Raw genomic sequence first — 14448 nt, 5'->3', positions numbered from 1 at the left:
CCGGAATTAGATTAAGGAACATCGCGTGTCAGAGGCCACCATCGAAGACGTAGACATCGACATCGAAGAGGACGCTCCTTCGGAGTACACCTCGGAGACTCCTGCTCGCGCAGTTGTGACGCGCGACGTTGTTGTCGCCCCCGGTGCGGCAACCGGTCGCCGCAAGCAGGCGATCGCCCGCGTGCGCATCGTTCCTGGCACTGGCAACTGGACCATCAACGGCCGCACCCTTGACAACTACTTCCCTAACAAGGTGCACCAGCAAGAGGTCAATGATCCTTTCACCACCACTGGCGCTGAGGGCAAGTTCGATGTTCTGGCCCGCATCCACGGTGGCGGCGTTTCCGGTCAGGCCGGAGCACTTCGTCTCGGTATTGCGCGCGCGCTCAACGCCATTGATCACGACGGCAACCGCCCATCATTGAAGAAGGCCGGCTTCCTGACTCGTGACCCACGGGTCAAGGAGCGCAAGAAGTACGGTCTCAAGAAGGCTCGTAAGGCTTCTCAGTACAGCAAGCGCTAAGCCTTGGGTCGGCTGTTCGGCACCGACGGGGTTCGCGGACTCGCGAACCGCGATCTCACCGCTGAACTCGCTCTCGATCTTGGTGTGGCCGCAGCACACGTGCTGTGTGAATCGCGTTCAAACATTGGTCGGCGGCCGCGTGCTGTCGTCGGACGTGATTCGCGCATCAGCGGACAGTTCCTTGAATCGGCAATCGTCGCTGGTCTGGCCAGCGCAGGCGTCGACGTCACCCTGCTGGGTGTCGTGCCGACCCCTACGGTTGCCTTCCTGACCGAGCATCTGGATGCCGATCTCGGCGTGATGCTCTCGGCATCTCACAACCCGATGCCCGATAACGGCATCAAGTTCTTTGCTCGCGGTGGTCACAAGCTCGATGACGCAATCGAGGACGCAATCGAGGCGCGGATGCGCGAGCCATGGGATCGACCAATAGCTGGTGACGTCGGTCGAATCGTTGAAAACCGCGTCGCCACGGAATTGTACGAACGTCATCTGCTCGACACCCTGCCCCATCGACTCCATGGCTTGAAGATTGTTGTTGACTGCGCCAATGGCGCGGCCTCACATATTGCTCCCTCGACCTATGCAGCTGCCGGTGCTGAGGTTATTGCCATTCATCATGAGCCCGATGGCCTGAACATCAATGACAACTGCGGAAGCACGCATCTTGCTGATCTCATCGCCGCAGTGAAATCCAATGGCGCAGATGCCGGCATCGCGCACGACGGAGATGCTGATCGATGTCTTGCAGTGGACGCCGACGGCAATGTGGTCGATGGAGATCACATCCTGGCCATCATCGCCATTGGCATGAATCAGGCCGGGCTGCTGGCCAAGAGCACAGTTGTCGCAACAGTTATGGCGAACCTCGGTTTCAACATTGCCATGCGCGAGCACGGCATCAAGGTGATCGAGACCGATGTTGGTGATCGCTATGTGCTTGAAGCCATGAAGGCCGATAGCCTCAATCTCGGCGGTGAGCAGAGCGGCCATGTGGTCATGCTCGACCACTCCACCACGGGTGATGGGGTGCTTACGGCTCTGCATCTCCTGGGGCAAGTCGCATACACTGGCAGAAGTCTTGCTGAACTCGCAGCGCAGATCACCAAACTGCCGCAGGTCTTGGTCAATGTTCGCGATGTCGACAAGTCAGCGGTGAACTCGTCGGCTGAACTCGCAGCGGCAGTCACCGAGGCAGAAGCTGAACTCGGTGATCACGGACGCGTGCTTCTACGCGCTTCTGGAACAGAACCGGTCATTCGCGTGATGGTTGAAGCTCCCACGCATGAGCTGGCGCAGCGCATCAGTGATGAGTTGGCCCAGGCAGTGGCGTCGAACCTCGCTTTGAACTGATCCTGTTCCACACCTGCTGTTGCAGCGAGAGTGTGATCCAGCCGGCGATCGCCATCCCGCCGATATTGACGACCAGTTGGGTCAGCGAGCCGGCGAGTTCACTCCATCTGCCAAAGACAAGCGACAGTGCAGCGTCTCCGGAGGCAGGGATTGTCGTTACTGAGATGAAGACGCCGACGAGTCCCCCTGATTGTGTGGAGGTCAGGGCAAGCACTCCAGCGGCACCCGCGATGAGAGCAACGATGAAGGACCAGATATTCGGCGAATAGATGAAGCTGGTTCCTGGACGCAGGTGGTTGACGTCATTGAGATCGATGAGGCCGAAGAGATGTGCCAGCCCCGCGAGAGCTGCGACAACGGCAATGGAGGCAGCGAAGCCGATTGCCAGAGTGCGCACGGCCTGGCGGAAGAGATTGGGTCGCTTGCGCACCAATGCCAGTCCAAGTGAGGCTACAGCGACGAACTCCGGTCCGAGCACCATCGCAGCGATCACCAAGATAGTGGAGTCGATGATGATCGCGATGGCCGCAAGGGCCGTGGCAAAGATCATGAAACTGATGAAGGTCCAGGTCAGAGCCGACTCTGAATACGCCCGTTCGATTACTGAAGCCCACACCACGGCGTCATTACCGGAGCCGGGCGCTGCGCGCTCAGCCTCGAAAGCAGATTGTGAGATCCAGGTGGGGGCATCGTTGATGACGATGGTGCCCTCGCGATCGACTCCAATCTCACGCAGAGCCCGAATCACCTGATTGGCACTTTCCCTTGGGATATCGGCGTAGATCAGGTCGCCCATCGGCAGAACACTTGCTCCCTCGATCACGCTGAGCGCACTGACTCCGTTTTCAGAACTCAAAACCTCCTGAGCCTGAGCACTGAGATGCGCTGGGCAATTGACTCGCATGGTGAGCACGCGCCTATCTTGCTGCACACCTGCGTACGCTGGTGTGCATGTGTGGAATCGTGGGTTACGTCGGCCAAAAGCAGGCCTTGGAGATCATCGTCTCTGGATTACGTCGACTTGAATACCGCGGCTATGACTCTGCTGGCGTTGCAGTGATCGCCGATGGACTCCTCGATGTTCGCAAGAAGGCTGGCAAGCTCACCAATCTGGAGACTCTGCTCGGAGCCGATCCCTTGCCTGATTCGACAACAGGGATTGGCCACACGCGCTGGGCAACTCACGGGGGTCCAACTGATCGCAATGCCCATCCGCATGTCAGCGAAGATGGCTCCGTCGCGATCATCCACAACGGCATCATCGAGAACTTCACTGAACTGCGCGAGGAACTGACCAATGCCGGTGTGAAGCTCAGCTCGGACACCGATTCTGAGGTCGTGGCTCACCTGCTCGCTCGCATTCTGCCCAGCACGGGCGATCTGTCCGTTGCCATGCGCGAGGTGTGCAAGCAACTCGAGGGCGCCTTCACCTTGGTAGCCGTTTCTCCGCTGCAGCCCGATGTTGTCGTCGGTGCCCGTCGCAACTCGCCATTGGTGGTCGGCGTTGGTGAAGGCGAGAACTTTCTGGCGTCAGACGTAGCAGCATTCGTTGACCACACCCGCAATGCACTTGAACTTGGTCAAGATCAGGTGGTCACTTTGACCCCCGATGCGATTTCGGTGACCGATTTCCTTGGCAATGAGGTCGCAGTTCGGCCCTTCACTGTCGACTGGGACGCCTCTGCTGCAGAGAAGGGTGGCTACGACCTCTTCATGCTGAAGGAGATCGACGAGCAGCCCAAAGCAGTCGCCGATTCTCTTCGCGGGCGGCTGTCAGCCACTGGGCAGTTGCAACTCAACGAGATGCGCTTGTCCGATGACGATCTGCGCAGCATCGACAAGGTGGTCGTCATCGCTTGTGGCACGGCCTATCACGCCGGCCTGATTGCGAAGTATGCCGTTGAGCACTGGACGCGCATTCCGGTTGAAGTCGAGTTCGCGAGTGAGTTTCGCTATCGCGATCCGATTGTGGGCCGCAGCACCCTTGTCATCGCAATCTCGCAGTCCGGCGAAACCATGGACACGCTGATGGCACTGCGCCACGCAGCCAATCAGGGCGCTCGCACTCTGGCCATCTGCAACACCGTCGGTTCGACCATCCCTCGCGAGGCCGATGGGGTGCTCTACACCCACGCCGGTCCAGAGATCGCCGTTGCATCCACCAAGGCTTTCCTTACCCAGATCATTGCGGCGTATCTCATTGGGCTGTATTTGGCTCAAGTGCGCGGGGCAATGGCGCAAGACGAGATCGCGTCGATTCTGGCTGAACTCGACAACATGCCCGAGAAGGTCGATCTGGTGCTCGACACGGTTGAGCCGGTACGTGCGATCGCGCGCGAACTAGCCAATGCGCGTGCGGTGTTGTTCATCGGTCGTCACGTGGGATACCCAGTCGCGCTCGAAGGTGCACTCAAGCTCAAGGAACTCGCGTACATGCATGCAGAAGGCTTCGCTGCCGGTGAGTTGAAGCATGGTCCTATCGCCTTGATCGAAGAAGGTCTTCCCGTTGTCGTGATCGTGCCTTCGCCAAACAGCTTGATGCACGACAAGGTGATCTCAGCAATTCAAGAAGTACGGGCCCGTGGCGCGCTCATTGTTGCGATAGCTGAAGAAGGCGATCAGAAGATCGTCGACTTCAGTGATCACATCATTCGCGTTCCGGTGGTGCCGACCTTGATGCAACCCCTGGTGTCCACAGTGCCGCTTCAGGTCTTCGCTTGTGAGATGGCCACGGCCAAGGGCCACGATGTTGACCAGCCGCGCAACCTTGCCAAATCAGTCACTGTCGAATAGCGATGATCAAGCTGCACGATACGGCGGCGATACGAGCCGCAGAGCAGGCACACGCGGGCGAACTGGCCAGCGGAGTGCTGATGGACCGTGCAGCGCATGGTCTGGCGCAATCCGTCATCAATCTCTTGACCCAAGCTCGCGGCCGAGTGGTGGGCACTCGAGTGGTGTTGCTTGTCGGCCCCGGCAATAACGGCGGCGATGCGCTGTATGCAGGTGCCAAACTCGCCGCCCGTGGGCTCAAGGTTGATGCGATCAGTGCAGTTCCAACTCCGCACGTAGGCGGTGTTGCGGCATTTTCCGCTGCGGGAGGTCGACTTCTGCTCTGGCCTGCGAGTGAGTGCGATGCAGTCCTCCAATTAGCTGATGTGATCCTCGATGGGCTGCTCGGCATCGGAGTGCATGGTGAGTTGCGCGAGCCAATTGCTGGCATTGCGCGTGCTGTGCGTGGCAGTGCAGCGCTGGTCATTGCTGTCGATGTGCCAAGTGGTCTCGATGCTAACACTGGACTCTGCGCAGCCGACACGGTCATAGCCGATCAGACGATCACCTTCGGCGGAATGAAACTCGGACTGGTGGTCATGCCCGGCAAGGAATTCGCTGGTGGAGTGCGCGTCATCGATATCGGCGTCGCCGATGAACTCACGGTCATTGGCAACTCTCTGGACAGCGACAGTGTCGCGCAGTGGCTTCCTGAGCCAGCGCTTGGTGATTACAAGTACCGCCGCGGAGTTGTTGGGATCGTCGCCGGAAGTCGGCAGTATCCGGGTGCCGCATTTCTCACGACTGCTGCGGCAGCGACCGTTGACATCGGCATGGTTGAGTACCTCGACCGATCCGATGAACTGGCCCCGCAGGTGGTTGCCGCGTATCCCCCGCTGGTGATCACGGCTGCCGATCCAGTTGGCAACGCGCGAGTCAATGCCTGGGCCATTGGGCCGGGCTTCACAGGTGAGTTGGGCGATTCCGAAGCACTCGCAGCGATCCTTCGCTGTCCCACTCCTGTGGTGATCGATGGCGGTGCCTTGACAGCATTGGCGAATAGCGAAGAACTTCGCGACGTCGTTCGGACCCGGCTTCACCCAACTGTGCTGACTCCGCACGATGGTGAATTCGTCCGCCTGAGCAGTGCACGACTTGTCGAGGGACGAATCGCTGCGGCTCAAGATCTCGCGCGCGAACTTCGAGTGATCGTGGTGCTCAAGGGCTCGGGTACGGTCATTGCCGGGCCCGATGGGCAGTTGTACATCGATCAGGTCGGCACTGCTGCTCTTGGCACTGCGGGCAGCGGCGATGTGCTGGCCGGCATCATGGGTGCGCTGTTTGCGGGCGCTGCAGCACGCAGCACAGCGCGCATCGCTGATTCCACCGCCGCAGAGATTGCAGCAGCTGCCTGTTGGCTTCACGGAGCAACTGGCGTCCACGCATCACGCGGAGGACTGCCTGTGACTGCAACAGATCTCATCGCCGCGCTGCCGGCGGCCGTGGCTGCTGTGCGGCAACCCGCGAGAATGATGCAATGACCAGAGCACGTGCAGTCGTGGATCTCACGGCTCTTGAGCACAACCTTGCTGTTGTGCGCGCTGCAGTTTCCCATTCTCAGTTGCTCGCGGTGGTCAAGGCGGATGCGTACGGGCATGGATTGGTGCCGATTGCTCAAGCGGCCAGAGCAGCTGGTGCAGATTGGCTTGGGGTCGCATTGCTCGAAGAGGCCCTGGAGTTGCGTGCCAGCGGAGATGAGGAGCCGATTCTGGCTTGGCTTTGGACTCCCGGCGATCCGAGCCTTGGCCCTTGCCTTAAGGCTGGAGTGCAGCTCTCCGTCTCAGCCATGTGGTCGCTGATCGAGGTCACCGAAGCGGCCACTGAGCTCGGAGTGATGGCCCGCATTCACCTCAAACTCGATACCGGACTCTCGCGCAGCGGTGCCGACGCCAACGAATGGGAAGAACTGGTCGTTGCCGCCAAGGCTCTGCAGTCCCGAGGACGCATCGAGGTCGTAGGGATCTGGTCGCACCTGGCCAATGCGAGTCTGCCCAATGACCCCAGCATCGCCGAACAGCGCGTGCGCTTCTTGGCAGGCGTTGCGGTTGCTCGCGAGGCCGGACTGGAACCGCAGCTCTTGCATCTCGCGAACAGTGCCAGCACTTTCGAATATCCCGACACGCACTTCGATCTCGTGCGCATCGGGATTGCCATGTATGGCATCTCCCCGATGGATCCGGGTAGTGCGCCACGGCTCGGTCTTCGGGCAGTGATGTCTTTGCGCGCCGAGCTTGCGCATGTGAAGACCATCGCCGCCGGTCAGGCGGTTTCCTATGGCGGAAAGTGGACTGCTACCAAGCCAACGCGTGTTGGGCTTGTTCCAGTGGGATACGCCGATGGCATTCCGAGGGCGGCTGAAGGCGCATCTGTGCTGGTGAAGGATGTCCGCTGTGCAGTGCTCGGCCGTATCGCGATGGATCAGTTTGTGATCGAACTGCCAGCAGAACTGGGTGCAGTTGATGCGGGGGAGCCGGTGCTGATCTTCGGCGACGCCTCAACTGGTGCGGCAACCGCAGATGACTGGGGAACGCAGAGCAACTCGATCGGTTACGAGATCGTCACGCGAATCGGCGTTCGCATTCCACGCGAATATGTGAGAACTTGATGAGCCCAGCAATTCCAGGTGCCATGAAGATCGCCGGCGGTGGGCTGCTCGCAGTTGGCACCATTGCTGCAGGCACTGCAATCGGCATCGCAGTGCAACGACGCCTTGTCTCGCGATCGATGCTCTCGGACACCGAATGGCAGATACCAACTTTCACGCCTGACGTCCGGCGCCTGGTGATGTCCGATGGCACGGAACTGCATGTAGAGATCGACGAGTGCGAGGCCGAGCAACCAGTGATCAGTGTGATCCTGTGCCACGGCTATGCCTTGAGTGCCGACTCACTGATATTCCAGCGTGCTGCACTTCGAGGCAAGGCGCGGGTTATCTCCTATGACCAACGCAGTCACGGACGTTCGGGCCGGGCGCATCACACCACCCACACTGTTGAGCAACTCGGAAGAGATCTGGGAACCATCATCGACGAGGTTGCAGCGTTGGGGCCCATCGTGCTCATCGGCCATTCGATGGGCGGGATGACCGTGATGGCTCTGGCCGATCAACGACCAGAGCTCGTGGTCGATCGCGTGCGCGGCATCGTCTTCATCGCCGCCACTGCCGGAGGGCTGTCAGAAGTCACATTCGGCATGCCTCCGGTAATACGCCAGCTCGTGCATCGAGCCGCCCCTGTGGTTGCATCAGTTCTAGCTCGTGGCAAGGGGATTGTGGAAACGGGCAGACGGGCTTCCAGCGATGTCTCCGAGCTGGTCTTACGTTCCTACTCCTTCGGGTCTATTCCATCGCGCGAAGCCAGCGAGTTTGTCGCCGACATGATCGATAACACGCCCATCGATGTGCTCGCTGAATTTCTCCCGGCTCTGCAAGAGCACAACAGATTCGCTGTGCTGCCAAGTTTGAGTTCGGTGCGAACCTTGGTCATCGTTGGTCAGCAGGATCGAATGACGCCGGTGATTCACAGTGAGCGAATTGCAGCGAGCATTCACGGTTCCACTTTGGCGATCATTCCGGGCGGCGGTCACATGGTGGGCATCGAATTTCACGAGGAGGTCGATGCGTTGATCCTCGACCTGCTCGAAATGGTCAAAGCAGATCTCGCAGTAGAACAGACTCACTCCGCATGATTGAAGTTGCAACGGGTGAGCGGATGTTCGATCTCGGACGATCTGTTGCCACTCATCTGCGAGCAGGGGATCTCTTGGTATTGATCGGCGAGCTTGGAGCAGGCAAGACCACCTTCGTACAAGGCCTTGGCCGTGGGCTGGGCGTTTCTGAGCGGGTTACGAGCCCAACATTTGTCGTTGCCCGCTCGCATGAGGGCACTGTCCTGCCGTTGGTGCACGTCGATGCCTATCGGCTGGGCTCCGCCGTAGAAATCGACGAACTCGATCTTGACCTCACCGGCAGCGTGGTGGTGGTCGAGTGGGGAGAGGGCCTGACTGAGAGCCTTGGAGATAATCGGCTCCTGATTCGCATCCAACGAAGTAAGAGTGATGATGAATCTCGTCGGGTGGAATTCGTAGGGCTTGGCTCTCGCTGGTCTCTTGAAGCTGTTGAGGAACTGACCTCGCAATGGTGATGCTCGCTGTGGATACCTCTTCAGCAGCGACATCAGTCGCGCTGCTTGATGGCGATGACCTCATTGCTCATGAAGTTCATGTCGATGCTCGCAATCACGCAGAGGTGCTGGCCGTGATGGTTGAGCGCGCCTTGCTTGGTGCCGGTCGACCGCGCATCACTGCAGTTTCTTGCGGAGTGGGGCCGGGTGCGTATACCGGTCTGCGTGTCGGGGTCAGTTCGGCGCAGGCCTATGGCTTGGGCTGGGAAGTTCCGGTTTACGGAGTGTGCTCACTTGATGCCATGGCGCTCGCAGCCTCGGACGCCGTCGCCGGTCCTTTCGCGTGCGCGATTGATGCACGTCGCCGTGAGATCTACTGGGCGCAGTACGACGCAACAGGTTCGCGAATGCAGGGTCCCTTCGTTACGGCCCCAAATGACATCGATGGCGCAGTACGTGAACTGCCTTGGTTCGGGGATATTGCGATGGCCTATGCCGAGCAGTTGCACAGTGAAAGTGCCGAGACCGTGCCCTACCCCGATGCCCGCGATATTGGTCGTTTTGCCTTGCACCATCTTGGGCTGGGGCAAGCCATTGACTTGACACAGATTGAACTCTCCGTACACGGCCATGACCTCGGAGCAACAGCCGCAGCCTTGCTCGGTCATTCGCTGCTACGGCCGCTGCCACTCTATGTACGACGCCCAGATGCGGTTGAGCCCGTGAGATGAGTGCGTCAACGGTGCAACTGATCCCAATGAAGTGGTGGCATGTGGAGCAGGTGGCCGCGCTTGAGCAGCAGCTCTTTCCAGTTGATGCCTGGTCCGTTGAGCAGTTCTGGGCCGAACTCGCACAAGCCACTCGCTACTACTTTCTTGCAATGGATGAATCATCGGTGTTGGGATATGCGGGCCTATTTGCCCTCACTCCGGACGCCGATGTTCAGACGATTGCGGTGAGTCCGAAAGCGCAGGGCAAGGGGATGGGTCGCTTGCTGCTTGAGGAATTGATAAACCAAGCAATTGCACGCGATTGTGTGCAATTGGTGCTTGAGGTTCGCTCCGATAATGATGCTGCGCTGTCGATGTATACCCGCCGCGGCTTCGAGCAGCTCAACACCCGACGTGACTACTACGCCCCCGGGGTCGATGCACTGGTGATGCGGTTGCACCCACTGAAAGCAGGTCGGTCAGATGAGTGACCCGCTGATTCTTGGGATTGAATCCAGTTGCGATGAGACTGGCGTTGGCATTGTGCGAGGCACCACCTTGTTGGCTGATGCTGTTGCGTCGAGCGTGGACGAGCATGCGCGCTTTGGAGGAGTTGTACCTGAAGTTGCATCGCGCGCGCATGTTGAGGCGATGATCCCCACGATCAAACGCGCGTGTGTGCAAGCGGGTGTGGGCCTTGCGGATTTCGATGCGATTGCAGTCACAGCGGGCCCTGGCTTGTCTGGGGCGCTATTGATTGGCACAGCCACTGCGAAGGCACTCTCAACTGCGCTTGAGATTCCGGTATTCGCCGTCAATCACCTTGCTGGGCACGTTGTGGTCGACGAACTCGAGCATGGCGCACTGCCAGCTGCAGCCATTGGCTTGCTGGTGTCCGGCGGCCACTCCTCACTGTTGATGGTTCGCGACAACGCGGAGACGGTCACCTCCCTAGGAGCGACGATTGATGATGCGGCGGGTGAGGCTTTCGACAAGATTGCGCGGCTGTTGGGCCTGCCGTTTCCCGGTGGTCCCTGGATCGACAGCGAGGCACAAACAGGTGATGCCAAGGCGATCGACTTTCCACGCGGATTGACTTCTTCGCGTGATTTGCAGGAGCGTCCTTATGACTTCTCCTTCAGCGGAGTCAAGACCTCAGTGGCGCGATGGATCGCTCAACAACAAACTCTCGGCATTGCGATTTCTGTCCCAGATGTTGCGGCGTCATTTCAAGAGGCCGTGGTGGATGTGCTGACGCGCAAGGCCATCACGGCGTGCAAGGACACAGGTATTGAGCATTTGGTCATCGGCGGTGGAGTTGCGGCGAATAGCAGGCTGCGGGCTCTTGCGACCGAGCGATGCAATGGTGCCGGAATCAATCTGCGCATTCCGAGACCACAGTTGTGCACTGACAATGGAGCGATGATCGCCGCTCTCGGTTCAAAGCTCATGCGACAGGGTGCGCAGCCCTCGCCCTTGGGCTTTCCGACTTTGTCAGTGCTGCCGGTGTCAACGGTCCTCATGCACGAGCAGGGTTGATCGCGAACCCTGAACTCGGGTGATCACGATGGTGGCCGCCAGACCTCCCGAAAGCCGAAGCTCTTTGCGCAAGGCATCGGCGTCGATCTTCATCCCGCGGCATTTGATGGTCAGCGTTCCGATCGTGCGGGCGGTCAGCTCCTTGCGTAGGGCTCGTATGTCATTTGGCAAGGACTCGATCACTTGGTAGCTGCGCAGCATTGAATGGTGCACGAGTTCGGCAGACGTCAACCAGCTGCTCGTGTCGTCAATGCGTTGCAGCGCAGGGTGTGCAGCGCAGAAGTCGTCGAGCAACTGAGCCTGCACCAGGCATGAATCCGGCTCATGCAGCCAGCCCCCGATTGGCCTTGTCGTCAAGGGGGCACTGCCAACTCCAGTGAACTCTGCTGAATCAGCGCCGAGGGCCACCGCAGTACGTGGGAGATCCAGACCCCAGGAGCAGAGCATCGCCTCCACTGGCTCTCGACGCATGCTCGTCCAGACACCCGACCAACCGCTGGGCATCGAAGCGGGATCAAAGCCGGGGGCCAGCTTCACGCAGACGCGGACACCACTGTGCGCCAGCGACGTCACGAATGACCACGAGGGCGACCACCGCTCAGGATCGCGCTCGGATTGCGCCCGAGCACCATCCATCGTGCGCTGCCCACTTCGCCGGGCTGGGTCCACAAACACGATGGTCTCGGGTCCATGCTGTTCGAGCAGCGAAGCCGCGACCTCGATGGCATCGGCCTCAACAACTTCGGCATCGGGGGCGTTGATCCGCAAGTACTGGGCGGTCAGTGGATCGCGTTCAACAGCCGTGACTTTGAGACCGGCTGCCAGAAATGCCCGTACATCGAATCCGAGGCCAGCGGTGAGGTCGACAACTTCGAGTGCGCCTTGGGCCCGCAGGAACTCAGCTCGCCGCTGCGCCACCTCGGGCCGGGTGGCCTGCTCGAGCCCATCGCGGGTCAGTAGCAAGGCGTCGGCAGCAATGTCGTAGCGCTCCAAGGCGATCTGGCTCAGATGGGCTTGCACGATCGCCATGGCTGCATCTGCCGGGGCCAGACCTGGCAACTCGCGTCGCAGGGCGGTGCCGGCCAGGAGTGGATCCTTGGGAAAGGCGATCAGCAGCCGGGCGGCAAGCTCTCGGGCAGCGCGCCCCTCAGCGGAGCTGATCCATGGCATTGGCGCAATCCTCGCAGGTATCACGGTTGGCACTCGACTTGACGGAGTGCTAACTCCTTGCGTAGATTCTGCGTTGGCACTCCCCGCCGGGGACTGCTAATTGACATAACCGTTTCGCCCCCTAAAAAGGGCCCAGCCGACTTTCCGGAGGACGCAACCGTGTCGGTCAACATCAAGCCACTCGAGGACCGCATCTTGGTCCAAGCCCTCGAAGCCGAGCAGACCACTGCTTCAGGCCTCGTCATTCCCGACACTGCCAAGGAGAAGCCCCAGGAGGGCACCGTCATTGCAGTGGGTCCGGGTCGTTTCGACGACGCCGGTGCCAAGCGCATCCCATTGGATGTTGCTGTCGGCAATGTTGTCATCTACAGCAAGTACGGCGGCACTGAGGTCAAGTACAACGGCGAGGATTACCTCCTGCTGTCTGCACGCGACATTCTCGCAATCGTCGAAAAGTAAATCTCTGACGCAGCGCCCCGTTCACCGGTCCTTCCGGGGCCGGGGCGCTTCGTTCATCGCATCGCTGATCCATTTGGAGTGAACACGCATGGCAAAGATCCTGGAATTCGACGAGGACGCCCGACGCAGTCTTGAGCGCGGCGTCAATGCACTTGCTGATGCAGTGCGCGTAACCCTTGGGCCAAAGGGCCGCAACGTCGTCATCGACAAGAAGTGGGGCGCCCCCACGATCACCAACGACGGTGTCACCATCGCTCGCGAGATTGAGCTTGAGGATCCATACGAGAACCTCGGCGCACAGCTGGCCAAGGAAGTAGCAACCAAGACCAACGACGTCGCTGGCGATGGCACCACCACCGCGACCGTGCTGGCTCAGGCCATGGTGCGCGAGGGGCTGAAGCAGGTTGCCGCTGGCGCCTCGCCCATGGATCTCAAGCGCGGCATCGACAAGGCTGTCGCTGCTGTTTCCGATGCACTGCAAGCCGCTGCTCGCCCGGTCAATGGCAAGGAAGAGATCGCCGATGTGGCGACCGTCTCCAGCCAGGATCGTGAGATCGGCAACCTGATTTCTGACGCTTTCGACAAGGTCGGCAAGGACGGTGTCATCTCGGTTGAAGAGTCCAGCACCACAGTGGTTGAGCTCGAATTCACTGAGGGCATGCAGTTCGACAAGGGCTATGTCTCTCAGTACATGGTTACTGACGCTGAGCGCATGGAAGCAGTGCTTGAAGATGCCTACATCCTGATCGTTCAGGGCAAGGTCGCCAGCGTGCAAGAGCTGCTGCCAATCCTTGAGAAGGTCATGGCTGCCGGCAAGCCGCTGCTGATCATCGCTGAAGATGTCGAGGGCGAGGCTCTTTCCACATTGGTCGTCAATCGCATCCGCGGCACTTTCTCCTCTGCTGCTGTGAAGGCTCCTGCCTTCGGAGATCGCCGCAAGGCAGTCCTCGAAGACGTTGCCGTGCTCACTGGCGCACAGGTTGTTGCCCCTGAGGTCGGCCTCAAGCTCGATCAGGTTGGCCTGGAGGTGCTCGGCTCTGCTCGTCGCATCGTCATCACCAAGGACAACACCACCATCGTTGATGGCGGCGGCGCACCTGGCGTAGTCACCGATCGCGTTGCGCAGCTGCGCAAGGAGATCGAAAACTCTGATTCGGATTGGGACAAGGAGAAGCTGCAGGAGCGTCTTGCCAAGCTCAGCGGCGGAGTTGTCGTCATCAAGGTTGGCGCACACACCGAGGTTGAACTCAAGGAGAAGAAGCACCGCATCGAAGATGCTGTGTCGGCAACTCGCGCAGCCATCGATGAGGGCATCGTCTCCGGTGGTGGGGCTGCACTTGTGCAGGCCATCTCGGTTCTCAAGGACGATCTGGGTCTCACCGGGGATCAGGCCACAGGTGTTCGCATTGTTCGCTCTGCAGCCGTAGAGCCACTTCGCTGGATCGCCGAGAACGCTGGCGAGCAGGGCTATGTCGTTGTCTCCAAGGTTCAGGAACTGCCCCTTGGTCAGGGCTACAACGCAGCCACCGACACCTACGGCGATCTGATCGCTGATGGTGTCATCGACCCGGTGAAGGTCACTCGCTCCGCGCTTGTCAATGCTGCATCCATCGCAGCCTTGCTGCTCACGACCGAGGCACTGGTTGTCGAGAAGCGCGAAGACGCTGATGAACCAGCCGGCGGCGGTCACGGACACAGCCACTAACAGTAATCATTCGTTGGGCCCTCGGAGCATCATCTG

14 protein-coding genes are annotated in these 14448 nt (G+C 59.8%); 12 read left to right on the top strand and 2 right to left on the bottom strand.

Annotated features, from left to right (window positions below; translation table 11 throughout):
• Positions 1 to 25: 25 nt before the first annotated feature.
• Positions 26 to 523, top strand: coding sequence for a 30S ribosomal protein S9 (gene rpsI, locus Q7L55_10540; protein MDO8732988.1), 498 nt, complete (start codon positions 26 to 28; stop codon positions 521 to 523).
• A gap of 3 nt (positions 524 to 526) precedes the next feature.
• Entirely contained in the window at positions 527 to 1876 is a 1350-nt protein-coding gene (gene glmM, locus Q7L55_10535; protein ID MDO8732987.1) for a phosphoglucosamine mutase, read from the top strand.
• Here glmM and Q7L55_10530 read toward each other — a convergent pair.
• On the bottom strand, positions 1827 to 2789 hold the full coding sequence (locus Q7L55_10530; GenBank protein MDO8732986.1) for a DUF389 domain-containing protein: 963 nt from the start codon (positions 2787 to 2789) through the stop codon (positions 1827 to 1829). The two genes, glmM and Q7L55_10530, sit on opposite strands and share 50 nt — an antisense overlap.
• A gap of 38 nt (positions 2790 to 2827) precedes the next feature.
• Here Q7L55_10530 and glmS point away from each other — a divergent pair, with 38 nt between their 5' ends.
• From glmS to tsaD, 8 genes are read left to right on the top strand one after another with little or no spacing between them, the layout of a single operon-like run.
• Positions 2828 to 4669 carry a glutamine--fructose-6-phosphate transaminase (isomerizing) gene (gene glmS / locus Q7L55_10525; protein MDO8732985.1) on the top strand — a complete coding sequence of 614 codons (1842 nt, stop codon included), beginning with the start codon at positions 2828 to 2830 and terminating at the stop codon, positions 4667 to 4669.
• Between the two features lie 2 nt (positions 4670 to 4671).
• Positions 4672 to 6189, top strand: coding sequence for an NAD(P)H-hydrate dehydratase (locus Q7L55_10520; GenBank protein MDO8732984.1), 1518 nt, complete (start codon positions 4672 to 4674; stop codon positions 6187 to 6189).
• Entirely contained in the window at positions 6186 to 7313 is a 1128-nt protein-coding gene (gene alr, locus Q7L55_10515; protein MDO8732983.1) for an alanine racemase, read from the top strand. The genes Q7L55_10520 and alr overlap by 4 nt, the downstream gene beginning before the upstream one ends.
• Positions 7313 to 8395 (top strand): alpha/beta hydrolase, encoded by a 1083-nt coding sequence (locus Q7L55_10510; protein ID MDO8732982.1) that lies wholly within the window; start codon positions 7313 to 7315, stop codon positions 8393 to 8395. The genes alr and Q7L55_10510 overlap by 1 nt, the downstream gene beginning before the upstream one ends.
• Positions 8392 to 8850, top strand: coding sequence for a tRNA (adenosine(37)-N6)-threonylcarbamoyltransferase complex ATPase subunit type 1 TsaE (gene tsaE / locus Q7L55_10505; GenBank protein MDO8732981.1), 459 nt, complete (start codon positions 8392 to 8394; stop codon positions 8848 to 8850). Before Q7L55_10510 ends, tsaE begins: the two co-directional genes overlap by 4 nt.
• Entirely contained in the window at positions 8844 to 9560 is a 717-nt protein-coding gene (gene tsaB, locus Q7L55_10500) for a tRNA (adenosine(37)-N6)-threonylcarbamoyltransferase complex dimerization subunit type 1 TsaB (protein MDO8732980.1), read from the top strand. Before tsaE ends, tsaB begins: the two co-directional genes overlap by 7 nt.
• On the top strand, positions 9557 to 10030 hold the full coding sequence (rimI, locus tag Q7L55_10495) for a ribosomal protein S18-alanine N-acetyltransferase (protein MDO8732979.1): 474 nt from the start codon (positions 9557 to 9559) through the stop codon (positions 10028 to 10030). Before tsaB ends, rimI begins: the two co-directional genes overlap by 4 nt.
• Positions 10023 to 11078 carry a tRNA (adenosine(37)-N6)-threonylcarbamoyltransferase complex transferase subunit TsaD gene (tsaD, locus tag Q7L55_10490; protein ID MDO8732978.1) on the top strand — a complete coding sequence of 352 codons (1056 nt, stop codon included), beginning with the start codon at positions 10023 to 10025 and terminating at the stop codon, positions 11076 to 11078. Before rimI ends, tsaD begins: the two co-directional genes overlap by 8 nt.
• Here the strand turns inward: tsaD and Q7L55_10485 are convergent.
• Positions 11049 to 12248: a hypothetical protein gene (locus Q7L55_10485; protein ID MDO8732977.1), complete on the bottom strand. Its 1200-nt coding sequence runs from the start codon at positions 12246 to 12248 to the stop codon at positions 11049 to 11051. The two genes, tsaD and Q7L55_10485, sit on opposite strands and share 30 nt — an antisense overlap.
• Positions 12249 to 12407: 159 nt before the next feature.
• Here Q7L55_10485 and groES point away from each other — a divergent pair, with 159 nt between their 5' ends.
• Together groES and groL are read left to right on the top strand one after the other, a co-directional pair.
• Positions 12408 to 12707: a co-chaperone GroES gene (gene groES, locus Q7L55_10480; GenBank protein MDO8732976.1), complete on the top strand. Its 300-nt coding sequence runs from the start codon at positions 12408 to 12410 to the stop codon at positions 12705 to 12707.
• A gap of 88 nt (positions 12708 to 12795) precedes the next feature.
• On the top strand, positions 12796 to 14412 hold the full coding sequence (groL, locus tag Q7L55_10475; GenBank protein MDO8732975.1) for a chaperonin GroEL: 1617 nt from the start codon (positions 12796 to 12798) through the stop codon (positions 14410 to 14412).
• Positions 14413 to 14448: the final 36 nt, after the last annotated feature.

The sequence above is a fragment of the Actinomycetota bacterium genome (genome assembly GCA_030650795.1).
Lineage (GTDB): Bacteria > Actinomycetota > Actinomycetes > S36-B12 > S36-B12 > UBA11398.
Note: the sequence above shows the minus strand (reverse complement) of the source record. Positions and strands in the feature narration are given on the sequence as shown.

Bases quoted from the DNA above. Each gene is read 5' to 3' on its own strand.
- tsaD (MDO8732978.1), top strand. From the start codon at position 10,023: ATGAGTGACCCGCTGATTCTTGGGATTGAATCCAGTTGCGATGAGACT.
- Q7L55_10485 (MDO8732977.1), bottom strand. From the start codon at position 12,248: ATGCCATGGATCAGCTCCGCTGAGGGGCGCGCTGCCCGAGAGCTTGCC.
- tsaB (MDO8732980.1), top strand. From the start codon at position 8,844: ATGGTGATGCTCGCTGTGGATACCTCTTCAGCAGCGACATCAGTCGCG.
- glmS (MDO8732985.1), top strand. From the start codon at position 2,828: ATGTGTGGAATCGTGGGTTACGTCGGCCAAAAGCAGGCCTTGGAGATC.
- groL (MDO8732975.1), top strand. From the start codon at position 12,796: ATGGCAAAGATCCTGGAATTCGACGAGGACGCCCGACGCAGTCTTGAG.
- Q7L55_10520 (MDO8732984.1), top strand. From the start codon at position 4,672: ATGATCAAGCTGCACGATACGGCGGCGATACGAGCCGCAGAGCAGGCA.
- rimI (MDO8732979.1), top strand. From the start codon at position 9,557: ATGAGTGCGTCAACGGTGCAACTGATCCCAATGAAGTGGTGGCATGTG.
- Q7L55_10510 (MDO8732982.1), top strand. From the start codon at position 7,313: ATGAGCCCAGCAATTCCAGGTGCCATGAAGATCGCCGGCGGTGGGCTG.
- alr (MDO8732983.1), top strand. From the start codon at position 6,186: ATGACCAGAGCACGTGCAGTCGTGGATCTCACGGCTCTTGAGCACAAC.
- tsaE (MDO8732981.1), top strand. From the start codon at position 8,392: ATGATTGAAGTTGCAACGGGTGAGCGGATGTTCGATCTCGGACGATCT.